This window comes from Arthrobacter sp. Soil_C_60 (assembly GCF_057656375.1).
The window spans coordinates 404,920-426,801 of the sequence record NZ_JBDGKM010000001.1 but is presented as its reverse complement, the minus strand read 5'-3'; the positions used below and the strand labels follow the sequence as shown (position 1 = coordinate 426,801).

Below are 21,882 nucleotides of genomic sequence, written 5' to 3'. Positions count from 1 at the left end.
AAGATTACCTGTTCCGGCCCTGTAACAGCCAACTTTGGTCGGGGATCATCGCTCGCCCGCAGGTTCGATCAGCTTGCCCAGCCCCCGGATGATCCGGTTGACCGGATCGTCCGCGGGTTCTTCTTCCGGAAGCATCAGTCGTGACTTCTCCGTCACGATGATCTGGTTGACCGTCTCCGGCAGCGCCGAGAGCGGGATGTCCGCCCACACTGTATAGGTCACGTTCTCCGAGTCCAGCACAACGGTCCAGTCATTGGCCGAGTGCACCCACATCTCCCGGTCCATACCGTCCACAGGATGGAACCCGTCGGCTGCCACGGTGTTTCCTGTCACGGCATTCACTGCGGCCTCAGCGCGGGTGGCATCGGGCTCCTCGTTCCTGATCCGCTCCGTGCCGCGCCGTTGTTCGGTAACCACAACAGTCCCGCTCTCTTCATTCGCGAGCTCTATCCGGACGGCCGGTGCACCGGCAATCTCGATTTTTCGCGCGGAGACGAACTCATAACCCATTCCGACAAGCTGCGGGCAATTCCACCCGTGGCCACGGAGTTCGGCGAGGCCTTCGCGGTCCAGTTCATGGACGCTGCCGGCGAGACTGGACTGCAGTTCCTGTGTTCCCTGCCAGTCCGCGTCGGAGGAACCGGCACCGCTGGCAACGGGACGGGAGTCTTCACCGCCGAGCACATAGGCCGTCCCCGCAGTCAGAGCCGCGAAGCCCGTCAAGACGCTGCACAGCGTCAGCGCAGTGCGGTGGCGCGGAGACCCTGCTGCTTCACCCTCCGCGGACGGCAGCGCGGCCGCCGGCGAGGCCGGCGCAGCATCGGGCGTAGCCGTGGAGACGGGTACGAAGGCGTGGGAACTGCGGCTCAGGATTCTACTGGCCAGGTCTGGGCCGGGCGGCGGCACGTCGAGGGCACGCAGGCGCTCCTGAATGGCGCGATGTTCCGCAACAGACTCACGGCATCGCCCACAGCGCTGCAGGTGGCGTTCAAAACCCGGCCGGCGCTCGTCAGCAAGTTCACCGTCCAGATACTCCGCCAAATCACGTTCGGGGTGGCGCATGGTGGATTCAGTGTGCTCCGGCCACGCGGGGCAGCTTCAGCCGGGAAGGCCGCTTGGCAGCCGGGTCGCGGTGTGCCAGCTTCTCACGCAGCATGGTCCGTCCTCGGTGAATGCGCGAACGGACAGTGCCGAGCTTGACGCCCAATGCCGCGGAGACTTCGTCGTAGGAAAGACCCTCCAGGTCGCACAGTACAACCGCCGCCCGGAAGTCGGGCGGAAGATCTTCAAGCGCTGCCTGCACATCGACGTCGAGATTGTTGAATTCGAAGCTACGCTCCGGTCCCGGATCGCGGCCGGGAATACGTGCTTCGGCATCATCGGCGAGCCCGTCGAAACGGATCCGGCTCTTCCGCCGGGCCTGGTCCAGAAAGAGGTTGGTGGTAATCCTGTGCAGCCAGCCGTCAAGCGTGCCCGGTTTGAAGTTCTCGAGGGAACGGAACACCCGGACGAAGACTTCCTGGGTGAGGTCTTCGGCATCGTACTTATTGCCGGTAAGGCGGTAAGCGAGCCGATAAACCTTGGCCGAGTGATTGGTAACTACTTCTTCCCAGGTCGGAGCAACCCACGGCGTCTCCGCCCCGGCAGCGGCCGGCTCTTCAGTGGCGTCCTGCTGCAACTTAGTCATAGCTACTCCCCTCGGCGGTTGCCCGTTCGCTTCAGCCCCTGGCTACGTTCGGGTCTGCGGTACGTCCCCCGGCAACCGTGAAACACATTTGACCTACGGATGTCCATCCTCACCCAGAAAGCTGGGAGAATTCTGTTAGCCACCTGCACGAAGGCGCAACACTAGGGCGTCTCGCTCTCCCGCGGCACGGATACGCAGCGGTAGCAGTAGGCTGGGGCTGGAATATGAAGATTCTTCCTGAGAAAGTGATGGTTCATGAGCGCCGATAAGCAAACCAGCTGGTCCTACACGGAGGGACTGCCCACCGAGGATGAGGTATTGCTCCGCGCACGTGAACGCTCCTACGAACTCGGCGTCGCCACGGTCAGTCCCGGCGTTGCCGCCGCCTTGACGGTTCTGGCCGCGGGTTCCAAAGCACACACGGTGGTCGAGATCGGTTCGGGCGCAGGTGTTTCGGGCGTCTGCCTGCTGCGCGGCCTGCCCGCCAATGCCGTGCTTACGACCATCGATTCCGACGTGGACCATTTGAGGGCCGCCCGCGAGGCCTACGCCGAGGCAGGAATTCCCAGCAACCGCACCCGGACCATTTCCGGCCGGGCGGCCGACGTGCTGCCGCGGCTGACCGACGGCGCCTACGATCTGGTCTTTGTGGATGCCGATAAGCCCTCCTACCCCCTCTATGTGGAGCGGGCCGTGCGGCTGCTCAAGAGCGGCGGAATGCTGATCATTAACGACGCGCTGGACAAGGACCGTGTCTCGGACCCGGCTATCCGGGAGGAGACCACCAACACCTTGCGGCAGGTGGGCAAGAGCGTCCGGGAAAACGAGGACCTGATCTCGACCGTCCTGCCCACTGGTGACGGGCTGTTGCTGGCCGTCAAACGCTGAGGCTAGCCGCGGTAGCCAGCCAGGAACGACAGCAGCAGGCGCGCGCCGTAGCCGGTAGCGCCCTTGGTGACTTCTGCTTCATCGGCGGTGGCCCGGGCCGGACCGGCGATGTCCAGGTGGATCCACGGGGTCCGGCCGACAAACTCCCGAAGGAACAGCGCGGCCGTGATCGAACCGGCCTGGACCTTGGATTTCGGTGAAGAAATATGGGACAGGTCAGCCACGGTGGAATCCAGCGAGGACCGGTATTCCTCCGCTGCCTCCGCCAAGGGCATATGCCACACCCGCTCCCCCGACAGCTCGGCTGCATGTTCGAAACCGCCCACCAGATCCTGCCTGGTCCCGTACAGTGCGGCATGCCGCCGGCCCAGTCCCAGTGAAGCTGCGCCCGTCAGCGTTGCGATGTCGATCAGCACATCCGGTGCCAGTTCCTCACGGGCAAACGCAAGGGCATCGGCGAGCACCATGCGTCCTTCGGCGTCGGTATTGCCGATTTCAACGGTGGTGCCGTCATAGGTCCTGACGACGTCACCCGGACGATAGGAGGCGGCACCAATGGAATTCTCGGCCAGTGCCAGTAGGCCGGTGACCCGGTGCGGAACACCAAGTTCGGCGGCGGCGTTCAGCACGGCCAGGACGACGCCGGCACCAGCCATGTCCGTTTTCATCGGCACCATTGCTTCACGCGGCTTCAGGGATACCCCGCCGGTGTCAAACGTGATGCCTTTGCCCACCAGGACAATATGCTGCGCATCCGGGGCGGCACCCGCCGGAGTGTAGGACAGCTGGACCAGCCTGGATTCATGCTCGGACCCCCGGCCCACGGCCAGCAGGCCGCCAAATCCGCCGGCTGCGAGCTCCGCGTCATTCCAAATGCGTACCTCGAGCCCGCTCTCGGCCGCGAGACGTTCGGCCTGTCCTGCCATCCACGCCGGGTTCTTGACGTTGGATGGCATGTTCGCCAGGTTGCGGGCCAGCCAGACGGCCCTGGCCGTGGCATCCGCCGCGGCCAAGGCGGTCTCGGACCCGCCCGTCAGCTCCAGGGTGCGGGCCATCGGCTTCGGGGCAGGCGAGGTGCCCGCCCTCGGCGGACGGTAGCCACCGAGCAGGAAACCCTCGACGAAGGCCTGCTGTGCCGGCGCGTCCAGCCCGTCGACGACGCTGGCCCGGATGGTTTCCACGCCGAAAGTCGCCTTGGCCAGAGCCGCTCCGGCCTTGCGCAGGCTGGCCGGCGATTCGTCTCCGACACCAAGGAACAGCAGCCGTTGGGGCAGGTCCGGTTCGCGGCGAGGCGCAGTAACGGCCAGAATTTCGGCGGCCTTGCCGGTCACCGAGTTCACCTCTGCCAGGACAGCTACGTCGACGTCGTACCTGGCGGCAGCTTCCGCTGCACCCTGCCGCGGCTGCGGCGTTGCCCGCTCATCGGAATTCCCGCCCGAGACGCCGGAGGTGCCGATGGGAACCACCAGCACGCTGACGCCCGTGCCCGGTTCCGGTACCACGTGGTCCTTGCCCAGCCCGGGCCGGGCCACGATTGTGGAGGGCCTGGGTGCGGCCAGCGCTTCTTCGAGCGACCTGATTGTCAGTTCGTCTGGGGTAGCTGCAGGGTGGCCCACTCGCTCAGGCCTTAGCTGGCGACGCTGTCGGTGACGCCGAGCAGGCAGTCCTTGAGATTGCCGGCCTCTTCGGCGTTGAGTTCCAGTACCAAGCGGCCGCCGCCGTCGATCGGAACCCGCAGAATGAGGCTGCGCCCCTCCTTGGTGACTTCCATGGGTCCGTCACCTGTACGCGGTTTCATCGCAGCCATTTGGTTTTCCCTTTCACCGTGGGCGGACAAGTCGGTGACCTGTTCGCCCGTCAACATGTCAGCACGGCAAGATTTGGCGGTCGGCCGTGCGTCATCCATTCACCATTATCGCGTACATCACAGGCCGGTGCTAATCACCGCGCCACGTGTCAGGCTTCGTGTCGGAACGCTACGGCCAGCGTTACGGCGGGTAGTCTCCCCCACCGGGCAATTCCGCCCAGGACCACAGCCAGGCCACCCAGACAATCTGTCCGGCAAGGAACATCACGCCCAGGCACACCCGGTAGGCGGTACTGCGCGAGGCCATTGCGGCCACGAGCGCCAAAGGGAACAGCGGCAGCAGCAAGCGGAACGTACTGGTTTGCGGATGCAGGAACGCGAAAAGGTAGGCGGCATAGGCGGCACACCACAGCCGCAGTTCCATGCCGATTCTCCGCGCCGGCCCGCTGCTCAGACATAACACTGCCGCTGCGACCAGGACCAGGGGAGCAAGTACGCCGCCTACGGGGCCGAACAGGTCCTTGCTCATATCGAACCACGGCATGAAGAGCACCAGGTCATCCCCGCGCCACGCCGTTTCCGTTGCCGTATACGCATCCATTTCGCCCGTAACGGCCCAGGCGAGCGCAGGCCAAATGAGCGCGCCGGCGCAACTAACGAGCGCCAACGCTACGATGCGCAGGAATTCGGGCGTCTGAAGTTCGTCCCGTTGTCTGCGCCAAAGCCGCCACAACAAGTACGCCCCCATCATTGCGGCGAACGGCACGCCTGTAGGCCGGGACAGGCACATCAACAGGACCACCGGGACCGCTAATAGATAGCGCCGGGTGATGACCAGATACAAACTGCCGGCCAGCAGCGCGAGGTTCAGTGATTCGGCGTAGGGAACCTGCAGTATCGGCGATACCGGAAAGACGGCCACAAACACCACGGCCCAAAGGGCTGTGCCGTGCCCGGCATACAGCCGGAACAGCTTGTAAACGATCACTGCTGCCACGAAACCGGCCAGCGTCGCCGCAACAGGGGCCAGAACCTCCCAATCCTGACCCGTGGCAGCATTCAGCCCACGGATGATCGCCGGGAACAACGCGTAGAACGCCCACGAATTTTCCTGTGCCTGACCATTTCCGGCGCGGGGGATTTCGGATGGATACCCGTCCCGATAGATCTGCTCATACCAGGCGCTGTCCCAGATACCGATGAAGGACAGGTAGTCGGGACGGGCACCGCCCCAGGGGCTCGGTCCTTGTTGGCGCGCAACCGAGAGGAAGACAAACAGCGAGTAGATCCGGGCCATTGCGTAAAGGACGACCACGTGGACCCACCAAGGCCAGGCCGCGACCCGCTTTTTCCAGAAGCCCAGTTCGTCCCTGAGAAAGCTGCCGGCTCTGCCTTGGCGCGGCGGACTAGTCATGATGCCGGCGGGAGCGGAGTTCCGTCGTCGTTCTTCCAGTGTCTTTCTCTCCTGAATTCGCTGATGAGTTGGTCCCTCGCCGCCAGTTCCCGGCGCAGCCTGTCCAGGACCTGGTCCACCTGATCCATGCGGTACCCGCGGAAGGCCACCGAGAACCGCAGCCGGTCAATGTCTGAGGCAACAGGGTGTTCGGGCAACAGCACTGCAGGCAGCCGCGGATCGGCTTCGCTCAAACCGTCCAGCGCCGGAACTTCACCTCGTTCCCAGCCCTGGCCGGCCTCCGTCTTGGCGCGCCGGCTGACCCGTCCGGAGACAACCACGGCCACGGCACCTGCGGCGGCTATGGCGAGGAAGACCAGGAACAGGCTCACGGAACCATCGTGCCAGATGCGGCCATGACCTTACACGTCCACGATGCTCTCAGAGGGGCGGCCGCGGCTCTGCAAGAGTCCCTCCAGGATCCCCTCCACCGCATCCTCAGCGGTATCCACCACGCGCACCAGGTCCAGATCGACCTCCGCGATCATGCCCTCCTCCAGCAACGTGCCGCGGACCCATTCGATCAGCGGGCCCCAGAAGGCACTTCCCACCAGCACGATGGGAAACGACGTCACCTTCTGCGTCTGCACCAGCACCATGGCTTCGAACAACTCGTCCATGGTTCCGAGGCCGCCTGGCAACACGATGAAGCCCTGCGCGTACTTGACGAACATGGTCTTGCGGGCGAAGAAGTACCGGAAGTTGATCCCGAGATCAACCCAGTCGTTCAGCCCCTGCTCGAATGGCAGTTCAATCCCCAGCCCCACGGAGAGCCCGCCGGCTTCGCTGGCACCTTTGTTCGCCGCTTCCATCGAACCAGGACCGCCGCCGGTGATGACAGCGAAATTATTCTCCACCAGCCGTCGTCCGATCTGTTCGGCGATATCGTAGTGCTTGGTGCCGGGGCGAGTGCGGGCCGACCCGAAAACACTGACGGCAGGCCCCAACTCGGCGAGGGTGCCGAATCCTTCCACAAATTCACTCTGGATCCGCAGCACTCGCCAGGGATCCGTATGGGTGAAATCCGCTTTATCGCGCGTGTCCAAAAGATACTGGTCGGCCTGCGGGATATTCGCCTGGGACCGGCGCAGTTCCACGGAACCTTTGTGCCGCGAAGGCATCCGTGCCGCGATCTCGGACGGCAGCGGAATTTCATGCTGGTGGTTACTCATCCCCCAAGGCTACCTACCAAACCCGCGCGGCGACGCGGTTTTAGCGACGTTTATCCAACCGATAGCCGAATCGCCCACATTAAACTTCAATCACGATTCGGCCATTCGTTCCCCCAAATGCATTGCTCAGTGGGAATCTTTCGCTAGATTCAAGTCATGACCCGTGACGCCCAACACAGTGAATCGACGCCCGCGGCTTCCAGCAGCACGGCTGCCGGCCGTACTCCACACGCAACCCAGCCTCTGGTCCTGCTCAAAGACGTCAACAAGCACTTCGGTTCGCTGCATGTGCTGCAGAACATCAATCTTGAAGTCACCAAGGGCGAAGTCGTCGTCGTTATTGGTCCTTCCGGGTCCGGTAAGTCCACGCTCTGCCGTGCGATCAACCGCTTGGAAACGATCGACGACGGCGAGATCCTCATCGACGGCAGGAAGCTTCCGGCCGAGGGCAAGGAGCTGGCTAATCTGCGCGCCGATGTCGGCATGGTGTTCCAGTCCTTCAACCTGTTCGCGCACAAGTCCATTCTCGAGAATGTCACGCTCGGGCCGCTGAAGGTCAAGAAGATGAAGAACGGCGAGGCAAAGGAGCTGGCGATGAGCCTGCTCAAACGCGTCGGCGTCGCGAACCAGGCGGATAAATTGCCAGCCCAGCTCTCCGGCGGCCAGCAGCAGCGCGTCGCGATTGCCCGCGCCCTGGCGATGAAGCCCAAGGTCATGCTGTTCGACGAGCCGACGTCCGCGCTGGACCCGGAGATGATCAACGAAGTGCTGGACACCATGGTCCAGCTCGCCAAGGAAGGTATGACGATGATCGTGGTGACCCACGAAATGGGCTTCGCGCGCAAGGCTGCGGACCGGGTGATCTTCATGGCCGATGGCCAGATTGTGGAGCAGGCCACGCCGGAAGAATTCTTTACCAACCCCAAGAGCGACCGCGCCAAGGACTTCCTTGGCAAGATTCTCAACCACTGACCTCCCCGACCGGAAGTTTCATCCGAAGTAATCACTAGCAAGGAGAAAACATGCGCAAGACCCGCTTTGCAATGGCGGCAATGGGTGCCATTGCCGCACTGACACTGTCCGCCTGTGGCGGCGACGGCGGCGACGGGGGCGAAACGGCCGGCAGCGGCGAGGGCGAAACCCTCCGCGTCGGCATCAAGTACGACCAGCCTGGCCTCGGCTTCTCCTCCGGCGGCGAGTTCACCGGTTTCGACGTCGACGTTGCCAAGTACGTCGCCAACGAACTGGGCTACACAGAGGAACAGATCGAGTTTGTGGAGTCCCCTTCGGCCAACCGTGAGAACATGCTGGCCAACGGCCAGGTGGACATGATCTTCGCGACGTACTCCATCACCGACGAGCGCAAGGAGACCGTGGACTTCGCCGGACCGTACTTCGTTGCCGGCCAGGACCTGCTGGTACGGGCCGAAGACACCGAGATCCAGGGGCCGGATGACCTCAACGGGAAGAACCTGTGCTCCGTCACCGGTTCCACCTCGGCCCAGCGCATCAAGGACGAGCACGCCGAGGAAGTAAACCTCCTCGAACGCCCGGGCTACGCCGAGTGCGTGACAGCCATGCAGAGCGGCCAGATCGACGCCGTGACCACCGACGACATCATCCTGGCCGGCCTGGCCGCACAGGAGAACTTCGCCGGGCAGTTCAAGGTTGTCGGCAATCCGTTCTCCGAAGAGCGCTACGGCGTCGGCCTGCCCAAGGGCACCGAACTCTGCGCTGACATCAACGCGGCGATCAACAAGATGGTCGAAGAAGGCGCCTGGGAGGAAGCCCTGGCGGCGAATACCGAAGGTGTCGACTACAAGTTCAACGAAGAACTGAACCCGCCGACGCCGGGCGACACCTGCGCGTAATTGCACATTCTGTGGGGCAGGCCGACAGGCCTGCCCCACAGTCACCAAATAGTCACTCCCATGAGAGGGGATGGACAGTTTGACAGAGTATTTCCAGAGCTATCTGACGGCGCTGGAGACCTATGACGTCGTCGCGGCCCTGTGGGTCAATATCCAACTTACGTTCTGGTCCGCCCTGTGCTCGCTGGTACTCGGCACCGTCCTGGCGTTGATGCGGATTTCGCCGGTGCCGAGTTTCCGCTGGGCCGGCACGGCGTATGTCAACATTTTCCGGAACACGCCGCTGACCATCATCATGGTCTTCTGCATCCTGGTGGCCATCTTCCAGCTCCAGCTGAACCTCTCCAGCGACTTCAACTTCAACTTCTTCCTATGGGCCATCGTCGGCCTGTCGGTCTACCACGCCGCCTTCGTCTGCGAAGCAATTCGCAGCGGCGTCAATACGGTGCCGCTGGGACAGGCCGAGGCGGCCCGCGCCATCGGCCTAAGCTTTCTTCCGGCAGCACGCCTGGTGATCCTGCCCCAGGCCTTCCGCGGTGCGGTCGCTCCCCTGGGCAACACACTGATCGCGTTGACGAAAAACACCACCGTTGCAACGGTCGCATCCGTTGCCGAAGCCGCCGGTCTGATGAAGACCATGATCGAGTTCCGTCCGGACGTCATCATGGCCATCTTCGCCACCTTCGCCCTGGGCTTCGTCATCATCGTCATACCCATTGGCCTTGTGACAACCTGGCTTTCCTCGAAACTGGCGGTGGCACGATGAAAATCCAGCAAAGCGTCCTCTTCGATGCACCCGGGCCGAAGGCCCAGCGTCGGATCCTTGCCACCAACGTGCTCGGCATCATCCTCTTCCTCGGTGCCGCCGCGTTCGTCCTCAAAGGACTGAACGACCAAGGCCAGCTCGAGGCGGAATTATGGGCACCGTTCCTGACCGCCGATGTGTGGCAGTTCGCCATTCTTCCGGGGCTGATGAACACCTTCAAGGCAGCGGCCGCGGCCATTGTCACGTCCGTGATATTCGGCCTGCTCTTCGGCGTCGGACGGCTCGCTACCAACCGCGCTGTCCGCTGGCTCTGCGGCATCATCGTAGAATTCTTCCGGGCCGTCCCCGTTCTGCTGATGATGATCTTCTTCTGGCTGCTGCTTGGCCGTCTCCAAATCGTAGAACCCGCCGACACTCCGTTCTTCGCCGTCGTAATAGCACTGACGCTTTACAACGGTTCGGTGATCGCGGAACTGGTCCGCTCCGGCGTCTACGGGCTGCCCAAGGGACAGCGCGAGGCGGGCATGGCCATCGGCATGACGCGCGGACAGTCGCTGCGGAACATCGAGTTGCCGCAGGCTCTGGTAGCCATGCTGCCCTCGCTGATCAGCCAGTTCGTGGTCATCCTGAAGGACTCGGCGCTCGGCTCGATCATCACCTATTCCGAACTGCTGCGTGGCATGCAGATCTACGGCTCGGCCGGCCCCATCCTGCAGGCGCTGACCGTAGCCGCGTTGCTGTTCATCATCGTGAACTTTGCGCTCTCGTGGGTAGCACAGAAACTTTCCGGTCTGCTCAGTAGCCGCACTTCCGGAAAGACGCGGCCTGTCAGCGCGCCCTCGCTGATAGCCAAAGTCTGACAAACAGCTCTTTAACTAGCAGGGTTCCCGGCAGCATCGCCGCCGGGAACCTTGCTAGTTAATGCGTTTAAAACCCTAGGCCGAGAGCCACCTGTCCAAGGCCCGGAAGCATTCGCGGATGGCCTCTGCCGGAACATGCTCATTGTCCGTGTGGGCAAGGAGCGCGTCCCCGGGACCGAAATTAACGGCGGGAATACCAAGCGCGCTGAAACGGGCTACATCGGTCCAACCGTATTTAGGCTTCGGCTCCGCGCCGACAGCCGCCACGAAATCTGCGGCGGCGGGATGGTGCAGGCCGGGACGAGCGCCCGCTGCCGCATCGGTCCGGACCACAGCGAAGCCGTCCAGCAGGTTCCGGACGTAGGCCTCGGCATCGTCCGGGGTCTTATCCGGAGCGAAACGGTAGTTGATTTCGATGACAGTACGGTCCGGAATGACGTTTCCGGCGGTGCCGCCGTGGATCTTCACCGCATTCAGGCTCTCCCGGTACTCGAGGCCGTCCACCGTGACCGTGGCAGGCTCGTGCTCCCGGAGCCGGGTCAGGATCTCCGCCGCGGCATGAATGGCGTTCTGCCCCATCCAGGCACGGGCGGAATGGGCTGCCTTCCCCACAGTGGTCACCTCGAACCGGCTGGTACCGTTGCAGCCGCCCTCCACCGTGCCGTCTGTCGGCTCCAGCAGGATGGCGAAATCCCCCTGCAACAATTCCGGGTAATTGTCGACCAACCGGCCCAAGCCGCTGAGCGAAGCTTCCACTTCTTCATGGTCATAAAAGACATAGGTCACGTCCCTGGCCGGATTGGCCAAGCGGGCGGCCAGTGCCAGCTGGACAGCGACGCCGCCCTTCATGTCCGTGGTGCCGCGGCCATAGAGGACCTCACCGTCCCAGCTAGACGGGACAGTTCCTCGGGATCCGGGCGTCAGCGGCAGCGGGACAGTGTCCAGGTGGCCGGCCAGGATAACGCGCTCGTCGCGGCCCAGATCGGTCCTGGCAACAATGGCATCGCCGTCGCGCGTGACCTGAAGGTGCGGCAGTGCCCGCAGCGCCGCTTCCACAGCGTCGGCCAGTTCCCGCTCGTTACCGGAGACACTGTTGATATCGATGAGCGCCGCCGTGAGGTCGGCTACATCGGAGGTCAGATCCAGGGCAGTGGTGAAAGCAGTCACTCCCCTAGCGTAACCGTGTCAGGGCGCTTAGATCTCGTCGGTAGACTTGAGTGCATGCCTGAGAACAACACCGCTGCAACTGTCTCCCGCACCGCCTACGGCACCGGCCTTGCCACCGTCGCCTCCAACGGCACTGTTCTGGATGTCTGGTATCCGGCTCCCGGCCTCGGCCAGGCTCCCGCCGCTGCTGAGACTGATCCCGAGCTAGAGTCCCTCGCAGAGCAGGGTGAGGACGCCGAGCGCGGCACCCGGCTTGAGCTGGTCAGCCGCAGCATTGAGCTTGACGCCGCCCCGGCAGACACAGCCGATGCCTACCTGCGGCTGCACCTGCTCTCGCACCGCCTAGTCACCCCCAACTCGCTGAACATGGACGGCATTTTCGGCCTGCTGGCCAATGTCGTCTGGACCAACTTCGGTCCCTGTTCCGCAGAGAACTTCGAAGCAACGCGTCTGCGGCTGCGCCGCCGCGGCGCGGTTACCGTCTACGGCGTGGACAAGTTCCCGCGCATGGTGGACTACGTCCTGCCCTCCGGCGTGCGCGTTGCCGATGCGGACCGCGTGCGGCTCGGCGCACATCTTGCGGCAGGCACCACGGTCATGCACGAAGGCTTCGTCAACTTCAACGCCGGCACGCTCGGCACGTCCATGGTTGAGGGCCGTATCTCCGCCGGAGTCATAGTCGCGGACGGCTCCGACGTGGGCGGCGGCGCCTCCATCATGGGTACCCTCTCGGGCGGCGGCAAGGAACGCATCAGCATCGGCGAACGTGTCCTGCTCGGCGCCAACTCCGGCGTCGGCATCAGCATCGGTGATGACTGTGTGGTGGAGGCCGGTCTCTACGTCACCGCCGGCACCCGGGTTAGCCTGCTGTCGGCCGACGGCGAAGCCCGTCAGATCAAGGCTGTGGAGCTGTCCGGCGTATCGAACCTGCTTTTCCGCCGCAACTCCATTTCCGGCGTCGTTGAAGTCCTGCCCCGCAAGGGCCAGACCGTTGAGCTCAACGCTGCCCTGCACGCCAACTAGAAGGTACGTGTAACCACAATGGCCCGTTCACGGCGGCGCCGACGCAGTCTTCTCGTGCTGCTGGTGCTGCTTGCCCTGGTAGTGGGTGGCCTCTGGCTGGCCGCCACCTCCATCGACCGTTCCCAGTTGCTCGTCCGTGAGCGCTGCACGGCTGTGGTGGGTCCGGAGACCTTTGAACTGGCTCCGGACCAGGCGGCCAACGCAGCCCTCATCGCCGGCATTTCCATGCAACGCGGGCTGCCCGCCCGCGCTGCCTCGATTGCCTTGGCCACGGCGATCCAGGAGTCGAAGCTGCGCAACATTGGGCACGGAGACGACGCCGGTCCGGATTCACGCGGCCTGTTCCAGCAGCGGCCCACGCAGGGCTGGGGCAGCGAGGAGCAGGTCATGGACCCGGTCTATGCGACCAACCGTTTTTTCTCGGTGCTGGAAAAGATTCCCGACTACGAAAGCCTCCCGGTTACCGTCGCAGCGCAGCAGGTTCAGCGCAGCGCATATCCCGACGCCTATGCGGACCACGAAGGCGAGGGCAAGGCCTTCGCCTCAGCGTTGACCGGACACTCCCCCGCCGCCCTGAACTGCGTGCTCAAGGAGGCCGAATCGGCCGGCGATCCTGCCGACGTTGAAGGCGCCCTCGAGGTCTCGCACCCCGGGTTGGAAACTGTGGTCGAGGACGGGACCCTGCGCGTGCAGGCAGGCGACAGAACCGGCTGGGCTGTGGCCCAATGGGCCGTGGCGTCAGCCAAGGAACTCAATATTGACTCGGTGTCCTTCGCCGGCCTGAGCTGGCAGCGTTCCGACGGCGAATGGCTCGCTGCCGGATCGGAAACCGGAACTGTAGTTATCACGGTGGCTGACCAGCCCTGAAGCCGGCCAGCTGCAGCCGTGATTAGACGAGCAGTTCAACGATCGGTTGGATGAAGCTCCTGTACGACCCCTCGTCATCGATCAGGTACTGGTTCAGGAGCACCTTGTTCGGTTCCACAAACCAGGCGCGGCGTTCGCGCAGCGGCAACTCGATGAACTTGAGCTCGAACCCGCGGGCATCGCGGCCCAGCTCCATTTCCCGGTCCTGCACCATCTGCCCGACCAGCTTGGTCTTGCCGCTGGCTTCGCGTTCCTCGGCCAGCAGCCGGTAATCCGCCACGCGTTCGCTGGACCAGCTCATGGCCGCCCCGAAGTGGGCCTGCAACAGCTTCTGCAGCGCCGGGCTGCCGTCAAAGGCAGGGAAGGCAGGCGGTACCAAAGCATCCGCCGCGGCAGGGTCCTCCTGGATCAGGAGCGACCACCATTGCTCCCATTCCCGCCGCAACGCCCGCGTCCCGCCGACATGCGCGGTCAGCTGGCGCGGATCGGCTTTCCGGACCGGTGGATCAGCACCGCACACGGCAGGCAGGCCTGCGCCGTCCAGACCGGCCACATCATGCAAGTACAAGGCCAGAAGCAAATGCGCCGAGGTGTCGGTTGTTATCCGCCACCCGGGCCCGCCGGTGTGATGCATAGACCAAGATCCTTTCGAACCGCCCTAAGATCCACTCTAGACCGTGGTGAGGCAGGCGACCACCGCAAAATACAGCGCATTAGGCATCAGCTACTAGGCTTGATGGTATGAAGATTTTGGTCACCGGGGGCACCGGCTACATCGGCTCGCATACAACATTGGCCTTGCTTGAGGCGGGACACGACGTGGTAGTCGTGGATAATCTGGCCAACTCCAGCGAGGAATCGCTGCGCCGCGTGCAGGAGCTGGCAGGGCGGAAGGTTGCGTTCCATAAGGCGGATCTTCTCGACGAGGTCCGCCTCGGCGAAGTTTTCGATGCCGAGCACGTCGATGCGGTGATCCATTTCGCCGGCCTGAAAGCCGTAGGCGAATCCGTGGACCAGCCGCTGCATTACTACCACAACAACGTCGGCGGCACGCTCAATCTGCTGCGTACCATGGAAGCGCACAACGTCCGCACCATCGTTTTCAGCTCATCCGCCACCGTCTACGGGAACTCCGATGAAGTGCCGCTGACGGAGAAGATGCCGCTGGATGCCACCAACCCCTACGGCCGGACCAAGGAACAGATCGAGGACATCCTCTCCGATCTCGGCGCCTCGGATGAGCGCTGGCACGTTGCCCTGCTGCGTTACTTCAACCCCGTGGGCGCGCACGAGTCCGGCCTGATCGGCGAGGATCCCACGGGCGTCCCCAACAACCTGCTGCCATTCGTCGCCCAGGTGGCCGTGGGCCGCCGCGACAAGGTGCGAGTCTTCGGCAGCGACTATCCGACGCCGGACGGCACCGGCGTGCGCGACTACATCCACGTGATGGACCTGGCCTCAGGCCACCTGGCGGCGCTGGACTTCATCGCCGGCAGGCCGGGCGTGCGCCGGTGGAACCTGGGCACCGGCCACGGCTCTTCGGTCCTGGAGGTCCTCTCGGCGTTCGGCAAGGCTGCCGGCTTCGAGATTCCATACGAGCTCGCCGACCGCCGGCCCGGCGATGCCGCCATCAGCTACGCCGACGCTACCGCTGCCTTGGCGGAACTGGGCTGGTCGGCGCACCGGACGCTGGAGACGATGTGCGAAGACCACTGGCGCTGGCAGAAGAACAACCCCAACGGCTACGCCGAATAATGCCAGCGGTGTAAAGCCAACAACGACGCCGGCGGCAGCCTTCCAGCGCAAGGAGGACTGCCGCCGTCGTCGTCTAAGCATTAAGTCGTCGGCCAAGCATTAAAGAGCCGGGGCCCCGGAAATCCGGGGCCTGGCTTTGGCACAACTGCGGGTTAGCGCATGGGGTACTGGCGCTCGCCCTCGCCTGTGTAGAGCTGGCGCGGACGGCCGATCTTGGTCTGCGGGTCTTTCATCATTTCGCGCCACTGGGCAATCCAGCCCGGCAGGCGGCCGATGGCGAACAGGACCGTGAACATCTTCTCCGGGAAGCCCATGGCCTTGTAGATCAGGCCGGTGTAGAAGTCCACGTTCGGGTACAGCTTGCGCTCGATGAAGTAGTCATCGGCCAGGGCCTTTTCTTCCAGCCGCATGGCGATGTCCAGCAGTTCGTCGTTGCCGCCGAGCTTGCTGAGGATCTCGTGCGCGGTTGCCTTCACGATCCTGGCGCGCGGGTCGTAGTTCTTGTAGACCCGGTGGCCGAAGCCCATCAGCCGGACGCCGGCTTCCTTGTTCTTGACCTTCTCCATGAAGTCCTCGGGCTGCATGTCGGAGGACTGGATCTGGCGCAGCATGTTGAGGACGGCCTCGTTGGCGCCGCCGTGGAGCGGGCCGAAGAGGGCGTTGATGCCGGCGGAGACGGAGGCGAACATGTTCGCGTTCGAGCTGCCCACCAAACGGACTGTGGAGGTCGAGCAGTTCTGCTCGTGGTCCGCGTGCAGGATCAGCAGCAGATCCAGCGCCTTGACCATTGTGGGGTCCATTTCATACGGCTCGGCCGGAAGCCCGAAGCTTAGCCGCATGAAGTTCTCCACGAGATTCATGGAGTTGTCCGGGTACAGCAGCGCCTGGCCGATGGACTTCTTGTGCGCGTAGGCCGCGATCACGGGCATCTTCGCCATCAGGCGGATGGTGGACAGCTCCACCTGCTCGTCGTCGAACGGGTCCAGGGAGTCCTGGTAGAACGTGGACAGCGCGGAAACGGCCGAGGAGAGTACCGGCATCGGGTGCGCGTCACGCGGGAAGCCACCGAAGAAGCCCTTGAGCTCTTCGTGCAGCAGGGTGTGGCGGCGGATGCGCTGGTCGAAGTTTTCCAGTTCGGAAGGGGTGGGCAGGTTGCCGTAGATCAGCAGGTAGGAAACCTCGAGGAAGCTCGAGTTCTCGGCCAGCTGGTCAATGGGGTACCCGCGGTAGCGCAGGATGCCGGCGTCGCCGTCAATGTAGGTGATGGCCGACGTGGTGGCCGCGGTGTTCATGAAACCGGGGTCAAACGTGACGGCACCGGTCTGCTTCAGCAGCTTCGAAACGTCGTAGCCGTCATTGCCTTCGGCCGCTTTGAGCCGCGGGAGGTCGAGTTCGCCGCCATCGTAATGCAGGGTAGCACCGGATTGCTCAGTCATTGAGTCCCCTTCAGGAGGTGTATGGAAACTAGCGCACACACGGCGGTATTGGGGCGCCGAACGTATGCTTACTCGGGTAAAACGCTACCCGCATAGTGCCCGGGATAACTAATCGTACGGTCACTTTTTGGTCACTAACGCAGGCAACAGAGGCCCGGATTTGTGCTCGCGTGACCGCGCGAATCACGTCAAGTCAGCTCAACCGCTCGACGGCGGCGTCGATCCGTTCATCGCTGCCGGTCAACGCAACCCGGATGAACCCCTTGCCCTGTTCGCCGTAGAAGACTCCGGGCCCGACGACGACGCCAAGCTGGGCCAGGCGGTCCACCGTGGTCCAAGTGTCTTCGCCCGCGGTTCCCCACAGATACAGCCCGGCCTCCGAATGCTGGATGTCGATGCCGAATTTCCGCAGGGCCGGCAGCAGGCGTTCGCGGCGGCCGCGGTAGAGATCCTTCTGCGCCTGCACGTGGCCGTTGTCCGCCAGCGCGGTGCGCATCGCTTCCTGGATGGGGTACGGGACGATCATGCCGGCATGCTTGCGGCTGTTGATCAGGTTCGGCATCAGCACCGGGTCGCCAGCAATGAACGCTGCACGATAACCGGCCAGGTTCGACTGCTTGCTGAGCGAGTAGATGCTCAAGAGTCCCTCGTGGCTGCCCTGGGCCACGAACGGATCCAGCACGCTGGGAACGGTTTCCCCGCCGCGTTCCGGATCCCACTGGCCCCAGCCCAGTTCGGCGTAGCATTCGTCCGACGCAACGACGGCGCCGATGGCACGGGCCTGGTCCACGATCTCGCGCAGCGATTCGCGGCTCCGGACGATGCCGGTAGGATTCCCGGGCGAGTTCACCCAGACGAGCTTGACGCGCCGGCGGACGTCGGGCTCAAGGTCGTCCAGGTTGTCTGCCGCAACAGGGGTGGCGCCTGCCAGCAGCGCGCCGATGTCGTAAGTGGGGTAAGCCACCACGGGCCGCACAACGACGTCGTTCTTACCCAGGCCCAGCAGCAGCGGCAGCCACGCCACCAGCTCCTTGGAACCGACAGTGGGCAGAATCGCCGCGGGATCCAGCTCGGACACGTTGCGGCGGCTGGCAAACCAGTCCGCGATCGCTTCACGCAGCGCCGGCGTACCGTGCGTGGTGGGATAGCCCGGGGCGTCCGAAGCTGCCTTCAGGGCATCCTGCACCACGGCCGGTGTGGGATCTACCGGCGTACCGATGGAGAGATTAACTGCCCCGTCCGGATGAAGCGAGGCCTTTTCGAGATAAGGCTGCATCGCGTTCCATGGGTACTCGGGCAGGCGGAGACCAAAACCTTCCATGCCTACTCTTGGTTCTGAGGAGGAAGCACGGCGATGATCGGGTGGTCCTTGTGCGTGTTGCCGATCTTGGCGGCACCGCCCGGAGAACCGAGATCGTCGAAGAACTCGACATTGGCCTTGTAGTACTCGGCCCACTGCTCCGGAGTGTCATCTTCGTAATAAATGGCCTCGACCGGACACACGGGTTCACACGCGCCGCAGTCCACACACTCGTCGGGGTGGATGTAGAGAGAACGCTCGCCTTCATAGATGCAGTCCACCGGGCATTCTTCAATGCACGCCTTGTCTTTGACATCCACGCACGGCTGTGCGATTACATACGTCACGTCCTTGAGCACCTTTCGTTGTCAGCTACCACCAAGGGTATCGCTTGGTCCATTATCCAACAGCGGCCGAGGTCACACGTACTATGAAGGGGTGAGATCGGCTACGCCCTTGGACTTCCTGCGAGGAGCCGCGCCCGGAACCCGGGTAGTGGTACGCTACCGCCTTGACGACGGCGTTACGGACGCGCTGGGCTACCTGATCAGCATCGGCAGCGTCGAGTGCACGGTCCGCACCCGCCGCGGTGACGTGGCGATCCCGCTGGACCGGGTCGAAGCCGCGAAGGAGGTGCCTCCTCCCCCGGCACCGAGGGCGCCCCGCTACCCGGCCCGCTAGCTTTAGGCGCAAAATCCGGACTTGTGATTGAGAAACATCAATCATCGGCTCTGCCTCACGTATGCTGGAAACATGCCAACGGACCAGGACCTTCAAGCTACCGGACGCGCGCTCAGCTCCCCTGTCCGCCTCCGCATACTCCGCCTCTGCCTGCACCGCTCGCGGACCAATAAAGAGATCGCGGAACTGCTGGAGATGAATCCGGCCACCTCGCTGCACCACGTGCGGACCCTGCTCAACACCGGGTTCCTCGAAGCGGAAGAACCGCGCAAAGGCAACCGCGGGGCCAAAGAAGTTCCCTATCGGGCCACCCGGATGTCCTGGGGCGCGAAAATGCCCGACGCCGCACCCGTGCTGGTCGAGACGTTCCTGCAGGAGATCGACGGGCTCGCCCCGGACGAGATCGAAACCACCCGGATGGGCATCAAGCTCAATGATGCCAACCGCAAGGAAATGATGGACAAGATCCGCGCCGTGCTGGAAGAGTATGCCCGCCGGCCGGCAGATGAGGACGGCACCGCGACGTCGATCTTCCTGGCCCACCACGTGGACCGTACAGCCAACTAGCGCCGCGGCTTGAGCGCCCAGGCGGCGGCCATGATGGCCAGCACGACGGCGACCGCCAGCCCGATCATCCAGATCTTTCCGGCGAGTTCGATGCCCAGCGGCATCTCGGCGGTGGTCTCGGTAACGATGAGCGGATCCCCGAAGACGCGGGTGGCCATGATGCCCACCAGCAGGTAGGTCACCATGCCGGTCAGGCCCGTGGCCAGGACATTATTCGCCCGCATACCGACCCAGACCATCACCGCAAAAGCGAGAACCAGCGCCAGGACCGCTCCCCAGGGGTAGGCCTGGTCCCCCGCGTAGGCAAGCTGGCCGTGGAGATTGGTGCCCAGCACAGCGGCGATAACGCCACCAACGACGGCGGTGCCCCAGCCTGCGAACGGATGTTGCCGGCGTCGTACTCTGGTTCGCAGATCCGGGGCATCCGGGGATTTAAACGCCGGAGGCAACCCACTTCCATAGTCCGTGGGTTGCCTCTGCTCAGTCATAGGACCAGTTTAGGCCTTGGCGCGGGCGCGGTTTGCCTTGGCCCGTTCGTTGGAGTCAAGAATCAGCTTGCGGATCCTGATGGATTCAGGAGTGACCTCGACGCATTCGTCCTCGCGGGCAAATTCGAGGGACTCCTCCAGGGTGAGGATCCGCGGCGGGGTCAGGTTCTCGAAGCTGTCCGAGGAAGCGGCACGCATGTTGGTGAGCTTCTTTTCCTTGGTGATGTTCACGTCCATGTCGTCGGCGCGGGAGTTCTCGCCCACGATCATGCCCTCGTAGACCTCGGAGGTCGGCGGAACGAAGAAGGAACCGCGTTCCTGCAGGTTGATCATGGCGAACGGCGTCACGACGCCGGCGCGGTCGGCAACCATGGAGCCGTTGGTGCGGTATTCGATCGGGCCGGCCCACGGCTCGTAGCCTTCGGAGATGGACGCGGCGATGCCGGCACCGCGGGTCTCGGTCAGGAACCGGGTGCGGAACCCGATCAGGCCGCGGGCGGGAACGATGAATTCCATCCGGACCCAGCCGGTGCCGTGGTTGGCCATGTTGACCATGCGGCCCTTGCGGGCGGCCATCAGCTGGGTGACGGCGCCGAGGTACTCTTCCGGTACGTCGATGGTCATGTGCTCCATCGGCTCATGGATCTTGCCGTCAATGGTCTTGGTAACCACCTGCGGCTTGCCGACGGTGAGCTCGAAGCCCTCGCGGCGCATCTGCTCCACCAGGATGGCCAGCGCCAGCTCGCCGCGGCCCTGGACCTCCCAGGAATCAGGACGCTCGGTCGGCAGGACCTTGAGCGACACGTTGCCGATCAGTTCCTTGTCCAGACGGTCCTTAACCTGGCGCGCGGTGACCTTGGCGCCCTTGACCTTGCCGGCCAGCGGGGAGGTGTTGATGCCGATGGTCATGGAGATGGCCGGATCATCGACGGTAATCATGGGCAGCGGCTGCGGGTTATCGGCATCTGTCAGGGTTTCACCGATGGTGATTTCCTCGATGCCGGCGACGGCGACAATCTCACCCGGACCGGCTTCTTCGGCCGGAACGCGGGTCAGGCCCTTGGTTGCCAGCAGTTCCGAAATACGCACATTCTTCAGCTCGCCGTTCTGGCGGGCCCAGGCAACCGTCTGGCCCTTCTTCAGGGTGCCGTTGTAGATGCGCAGCAGGGCCAGGCGGCCAAGGAACGGGGAAGCATCCAGGTTGGTCACGTGCGCCTGCAGCACACCGGCCGGATCGTAGGTAGGTGCCGGGATGTGCTCCATGATGGTCGCGAAGAGGGGCTCCAGGTCTTCATTGTCGGGAGCGGTGCCGTCCGCGGGCTGCTCCAGCGAGGCGCGTCCGAGCTTTCCGGAGGCGTAGACAACCGGCACGTTCAACACGGCGTCCAGGTCCAGGTCCGGAACTTCGTCGGAGAGGTCCGAGGCGAGGCCGAGCAGCAGATCCATCGATTCGGCGACGACGTCGTCAATGCGGGCATCGGGGCGGTCGGTCTTGTTGACCAGCAGCACGACGGGCAGCTTGGCAGCCAGTGCCTTGCGCAGCACGAAGCGGGTCTGCGGCAGCGGGCCCTCGGAAGCATCAACCAGCAGCACAACGCCGTCGACCATGGACAGGCCGCGCTCAACCTCGCCGCCGAAGTCGGCGTGGCCGGGAGTGTCGATGACGTTGATGGTGACATTTTCACCCTTGGCGGAGGGGCCGGAATAGAACACGGTGGTGTTCTTCGCCAGAATGGTAATTCCCTTTTCGCGCTCCAGGTCACCGGAGTCCATGACGCGCTCTTCGACATCGCCATGGCTTGAGAATGCCCCGGTCTGCTTCAGCATGGCGTCCACCAGAGTGGTCTTACCGTGGTCAACGTGGGCAACGATAGCGACGTTACGAAGGTCGCTGCGGACGGCGCTCTGCGTCGACGTGGTGGTTTCAGACATGCGAGAATGCTCAATTCAGGTGGAGAACTAAAGGGACGGCGAAATGCGCAGCCGTGCGCCCTCAAAAGGGGGCATGTATATTCTAGCGGCATAGGCAAATCCTCACCTAATGCAGATTTTCCGGGCACGCCGAACCGGGGCTGCGTATCACGCGCAGCCCCG

24 protein-coding genes are annotated in these 21,882 nt (G+C 63.7%); 10 read left to right on the top strand and 14 right to left on the bottom strand.

Translation table 11 applies throughout. The features are described from left to right. Positions 1-45: 45 nt before the first annotated feature. A complete protein-coding gene (locus tag AC3A4M_RS02125) occupies positions 46-1,062 on the bottom strand; it encodes a zf-HC2 domain-containing protein (protein WP_498733627.1) in 1,017 nt (338 codons plus the stop codon). A 7-nt stretch (positions 1,063-1,069) separates the two neighbouring features. Then, a complete protein-coding gene (gene sigE / locus AC3A4M_RS02120; protein ID WP_498733625.1) occupies positions 1,070-1,687 on the bottom strand; it encodes an RNA polymerase sigma factor SigE in 618 nt (205 codons plus the stop codon). 255 nt (positions 1,688-1,942) lie between these two features. Here sigE and AC3A4M_RS02115 point away from each other — a divergent pair, with 255 nt between their 5' ends. Next, positions 1,943-2,575, top strand: a complete 633-nt coding sequence (locus AC3A4M_RS02115) for an O-methyltransferase (protein ID WP_208574779.1) — start codon at positions 1,943-1,945, stop codon at positions 2,573-2,575. 2 nt (positions 2,576-2,577) lie between these two features. On the opposite strand, the gene AC3A4M_RS02110 is transcribed toward AC3A4M_RS02115, so the two are convergent. The 5 genes from AC3A4M_RS02110 to AC3A4M_RS02090 form a co-directional block, all read right to left on the bottom strand. Further along, the gene (locus tag AC3A4M_RS02110; RefSeq protein ID WP_498733623.1) at positions 2,578-4,191 is read right to left on the bottom strand and encodes a leucyl aminopeptidase family protein; all 1,614 of its coding nucleotides are present in this window, start codon (positions 4,189-4,191) and stop codon (positions 2,578-2,580) included. An 11-nt stretch (positions 4,192-4,202) separates the two neighbouring features. Next, positions 4,203-4,382 (bottom strand): DUF3117 domain-containing protein, encoded by a 180-nt coding sequence (locus AC3A4M_RS02105; protein WP_074703315.1) that lies wholly within the window; start codon positions 4,380-4,382, stop codon positions 4,203-4,205. Between the two features lie 181 nt (positions 4,383-4,563). Further along, on the bottom strand, positions 4,564-5,697 hold the full coding sequence (locus AC3A4M_RS02100) for a putative hexosyltransferase (RefSeq protein ID WP_498733621.1): 1,134 nt from the start codon (positions 5,695-5,697) through the stop codon (positions 4,564-4,566). A gap of 95 nt (positions 5,698-5,792) precedes the next feature. Then, positions 5,793-6,167, bottom strand: coding sequence for a DivIVA domain-containing protein (locus tag AC3A4M_RS02095; RefSeq protein WP_498733618.1), 375 nt, complete (start codon positions 6,165-6,167; stop codon positions 5,793-5,795). 30 nt (positions 6,168-6,197) lie between these two features. After that, positions 6,198-7,007 carry an LOG family protein gene (locus AC3A4M_RS02090; RefSeq protein WP_498731243.1) on the bottom strand — a complete coding sequence of 270 codons (810 nt, stop codon included), beginning with the start codon at positions 7,005-7,007 and terminating at the stop codon, positions 6,198-6,200. A 156-nt stretch (positions 7,008-7,163) separates the two neighbouring features. On the opposite strand from AC3A4M_RS02090, the gene AC3A4M_RS02085 reads away from it, so the two are divergent. The 4 genes from AC3A4M_RS02085 to AC3A4M_RS02070 all read left to right on the top strand — a co-directional run bounded on the left by AC3A4M_RS02085 (position 7,164) and on the right by AC3A4M_RS02070 (position 10,504). Continuing rightward, positions 7,164-7,979, top strand: coding sequence for an amino acid ABC transporter ATP-binding protein (locus AC3A4M_RS02085; protein WP_498733616.1), 816 nt, complete (start codon positions 7,164-7,166; stop codon positions 7,977-7,979). A gap of 50 nt (positions 7,980-8,029) precedes the next feature. Further along, the gene (locus AC3A4M_RS02080) at positions 8,030-8,878 is read left to right on the top strand and encodes a glutamate ABC transporter substrate-binding protein (RefSeq protein ID WP_498733613.1); all 849 of its coding nucleotides are present in this window, start codon (positions 8,030-8,032) and stop codon (positions 8,876-8,878) included. A gap of 70 nt (positions 8,879-8,948) precedes the next feature. After that, positions 8,949-9,644, top strand: a complete 696-nt coding sequence (locus tag AC3A4M_RS02075) for an amino acid ABC transporter permease (protein ID WP_498731240.1) — start codon at positions 8,949-8,951, stop codon at positions 9,642-9,644. Next, positions 9,641-10,504, top strand: coding sequence for an amino acid ABC transporter permease (locus AC3A4M_RS02070; RefSeq protein ID WP_498733610.1), 864 nt, complete (start codon positions 9,641-9,643; stop codon positions 10,502-10,504). The genes AC3A4M_RS02075 and AC3A4M_RS02070 overlap by 4 nt, the downstream gene beginning before the upstream one ends. A 75-nt stretch (positions 10,505-10,579) precedes the next feature. Here AC3A4M_RS02070 and dapE read toward each other — a convergent pair whose 3' ends face one another. Beyond that, complete coding sequence (gene dapE / locus AC3A4M_RS02065) at positions 10,580-11,671, bottom strand: succinyl-diaminopimelate desuccinylase (protein ID WP_498733608.1); 1,092 nt, start codon at positions 11,669-11,671, stop codon at positions 10,580-10,582. A gap of 54 nt (positions 11,672-11,725) precedes the next feature. Between dapE and dapD the strand changes: the two genes are divergently transcribed. Further along, positions 11,726-12,694, top strand: coding sequence for a 2,3,4,5-tetrahydropyridine-2,6-dicarboxylate N-succinyltransferase (gene dapD / locus AC3A4M_RS02060; RefSeq protein WP_498733606.1), 969 nt, complete (start codon positions 11,726-11,728; stop codon positions 12,692-12,694). A gap of 18 nt (positions 12,695-12,712) precedes the next feature. Next, on the top strand, positions 12,713-13,561 hold the full coding sequence (locus AC3A4M_RS02055; protein WP_498733604.1) for a hypothetical protein: 849 nt from the start codon (positions 12,713-12,715) through the stop codon (positions 13,559-13,561). Between the two features lie 22 nt (positions 13,562-13,583). Here AC3A4M_RS02055 and AC3A4M_RS02050 read toward each other — a convergent pair whose 3' ends face one another. Further along, complete coding sequence (locus AC3A4M_RS02050) at positions 13,584-14,129, bottom strand: hypothetical protein (RefSeq protein ID WP_498733602.1); 546 nt, start codon at positions 14,127-14,129, stop codon at positions 13,584-13,586. Between the two features lie 173 nt (positions 14,130-14,302). Here AC3A4M_RS02050 and galE point away from each other — a divergent pair, with 173 nt between their 5' ends. Beyond that, positions 14,303-15,316 (top strand): UDP-glucose 4-epimerase GalE, encoded by a 1,014-nt coding sequence (galE, locus tag AC3A4M_RS02045; RefSeq protein WP_498733600.1) that lies wholly within the window; start codon positions 14,303-14,305, stop codon positions 15,314-15,316. Positions 15,317-15,468: 152 nt separating this feature from the next. Here the strand turns inward: galE and AC3A4M_RS02040 are convergent, their stop codons facing one another. From AC3A4M_RS02040 to fdxA, 3 genes are all read right to left on the bottom strand, one after another. Next, positions 15,469-16,752 carry a citrate synthase gene (locus tag AC3A4M_RS02040; RefSeq protein WP_139004734.1) on the bottom strand — a complete coding sequence of 428 codons (1,284 nt, stop codon included), beginning with the start codon at positions 16,750-16,752 and terminating at the stop codon, positions 15,469-15,471. A gap of 193 nt (positions 16,753-16,945) precedes the next feature. Further along, on the bottom strand, positions 16,946-18,073 hold the full coding sequence (dapC, locus tag AC3A4M_RS02035) for a succinyldiaminopimelate transaminase (RefSeq protein ID WP_498733598.1): 1,128 nt from the start codon (positions 18,071-18,073) through the stop codon (positions 16,946-16,948). A 2-nt stretch (positions 18,074-18,075) separates the two neighbouring features. Next, the gene (fdxA, locus tag AC3A4M_RS02030) at positions 18,076-18,399 is read right to left on the bottom strand and encodes a ferredoxin (RefSeq protein ID WP_074703313.1); all 324 of its coding nucleotides are present in this window, start codon (positions 18,397-18,399) and stop codon (positions 18,076-18,078) included. A gap of 91 nt (positions 18,400-18,490) precedes the next feature. Here fdxA and AC3A4M_RS02025 point away from each other — a divergent pair, with 91 nt between their 5' ends. Both AC3A4M_RS02025 and AC3A4M_RS02020 read left to right on the top strand, forming a co-directional pair. Further along, positions 18,491-18,733, top strand: coding sequence for a putative acetyltransferase (locus AC3A4M_RS02025; RefSeq protein ID WP_498733595.1), 243 nt, complete (start codon positions 18,491-18,493; stop codon positions 18,731-18,733). Between the two features lie 72 nt (positions 18,734-18,805). Continuing rightward, complete coding sequence (locus AC3A4M_RS02020; protein WP_264670693.1) at positions 18,806-19,300, top strand: ArsR/SmtB family transcription factor; 495 nt, start codon at positions 18,806-18,808, stop codon at positions 19,298-19,300. On the opposite strand, the gene AC3A4M_RS02015 is transcribed toward AC3A4M_RS02020, so the two are convergent. Then, on the bottom strand, positions 19,297-19,788 hold the full coding sequence (locus AC3A4M_RS02015) for a hypothetical protein (protein ID WP_498733593.1): 492 nt from the start codon (positions 19,786-19,788) through the stop codon (positions 19,297-19,299). The genes AC3A4M_RS02020 and AC3A4M_RS02015 overlap by 4 nt on opposite strands. A 9-nt stretch (positions 19,789-19,797) precedes the next feature. Next, positions 19,798-21,720 carry a translational GTPase TypA gene (gene typA, locus AC3A4M_RS02010; protein ID WP_498731229.1) on the bottom strand — a complete coding sequence of 641 codons (1,923 nt, stop codon included), beginning with the start codon at positions 21,718-21,720 and terminating at the stop codon, positions 19,798-19,800. Positions 21,721-21,882 lie beyond the last annotated feature (162 nt).

Coding starts and splice junctions, on each gene's coding strand:
- typA (WP_498731229.1), bottom strand. CDS start 21,720: ATGTCTGAAACCACCACGTCGACGCAGAGCGCCGTCCGCAGCGACCTT.
- AC3A4M_RS02125 (WP_498733627.1), bottom strand. CDS start 1,062: ATGCGCCACCCCGAACGTGATTTGGCGGAGTATCTGGACGGTGAACTT.
- galE (WP_498733600.1), top strand. CDS start 14,303: ATGAAGATTTTGGTCACCGGGGGCACCGGCTACATCGGCTCGCATACA.
- AC3A4M_RS02040 (WP_139004734.1), bottom strand. CDS start 16,752: ATGACTGAGCAATCCGGTGCTACCCTGCATTACGATGGCGGCGAACTC.
- AC3A4M_RS02055 (WP_498733604.1), top strand. CDS start 12,713: ATGGCCCGTTCACGGCGGCGCCGACGCAGTCTTCTCGTGCTGCTGGTG.
- dapD (WP_498733606.1), top strand. CDS start 11,726: ATGCCTGAGAACAACACCGCTGCAACTGTCTCCCGCACCGCCTACGGC.
- AC3A4M_RS02070 (WP_498733610.1), top strand. CDS start 9,641: ATGAAAATCCAGCAAAGCGTCCTCTTCGATGCACCCGGGCCGAAGGCC.
- AC3A4M_RS02090 (WP_498731243.1), bottom strand. CDS start 7,007: ATGAGTAACCACCAGCATGAAATTCCGCTGCCGTCCGAGATCGCGGCA.
- AC3A4M_RS02080 (WP_498733613.1), top strand. CDS start 8,030: ATGCGCAAGACCCGCTTTGCAATGGCGGCAATGGGTGCCATTGCCGCA.
- AC3A4M_RS02020 (WP_264670693.1), top strand. CDS start 18,806: ATGCCAACGGACCAGGACCTTCAAGCTACCGGACGCGCGCTCAGCTCC.
- AC3A4M_RS02085 (WP_498733616.1), top strand. CDS start 7,164: ATGACCCGTGACGCCCAACACAGTGAATCGACGCCCGCGGCTTCCAGC.
- AC3A4M_RS02105 (WP_074703315.1), bottom strand. CDS start 4,382: ATGGCTGCGATGAAACCGCGTACAGGTGACGGACCCATGGAAGTCACC.
- AC3A4M_RS02115 (WP_208574779.1), top strand. CDS start 1,943: ATGAGCGCCGATAAGCAAACCAGCTGGTCCTACACGGAGGGACTGCCC.
- AC3A4M_RS02075 (WP_498731240.1), top strand. CDS start 8,949: ATGGACAGTTTGACAGAGTATTTCCAGAGCTATCTGACGGCGCTGGAG.
- sigE (WP_498733625.1), bottom strand. CDS start 1,687: ATGACTAAGTTGCAGCAGGACGCCACTGAAGAGCCGGCCGCTGCCGGG.
- AC3A4M_RS02015 (WP_498733593.1), bottom strand. CDS start 19,788: ATGACTGAGCAGAGGCAACCCACGGACTATGGAAGTGGGTTGCCTCCG.
- dapC (WP_498733598.1), bottom strand. CDS start 18,073: ATGGAAGGTTTTGGTCTCCGCCTGCCCGAGTACCCATGGAACGCGATG.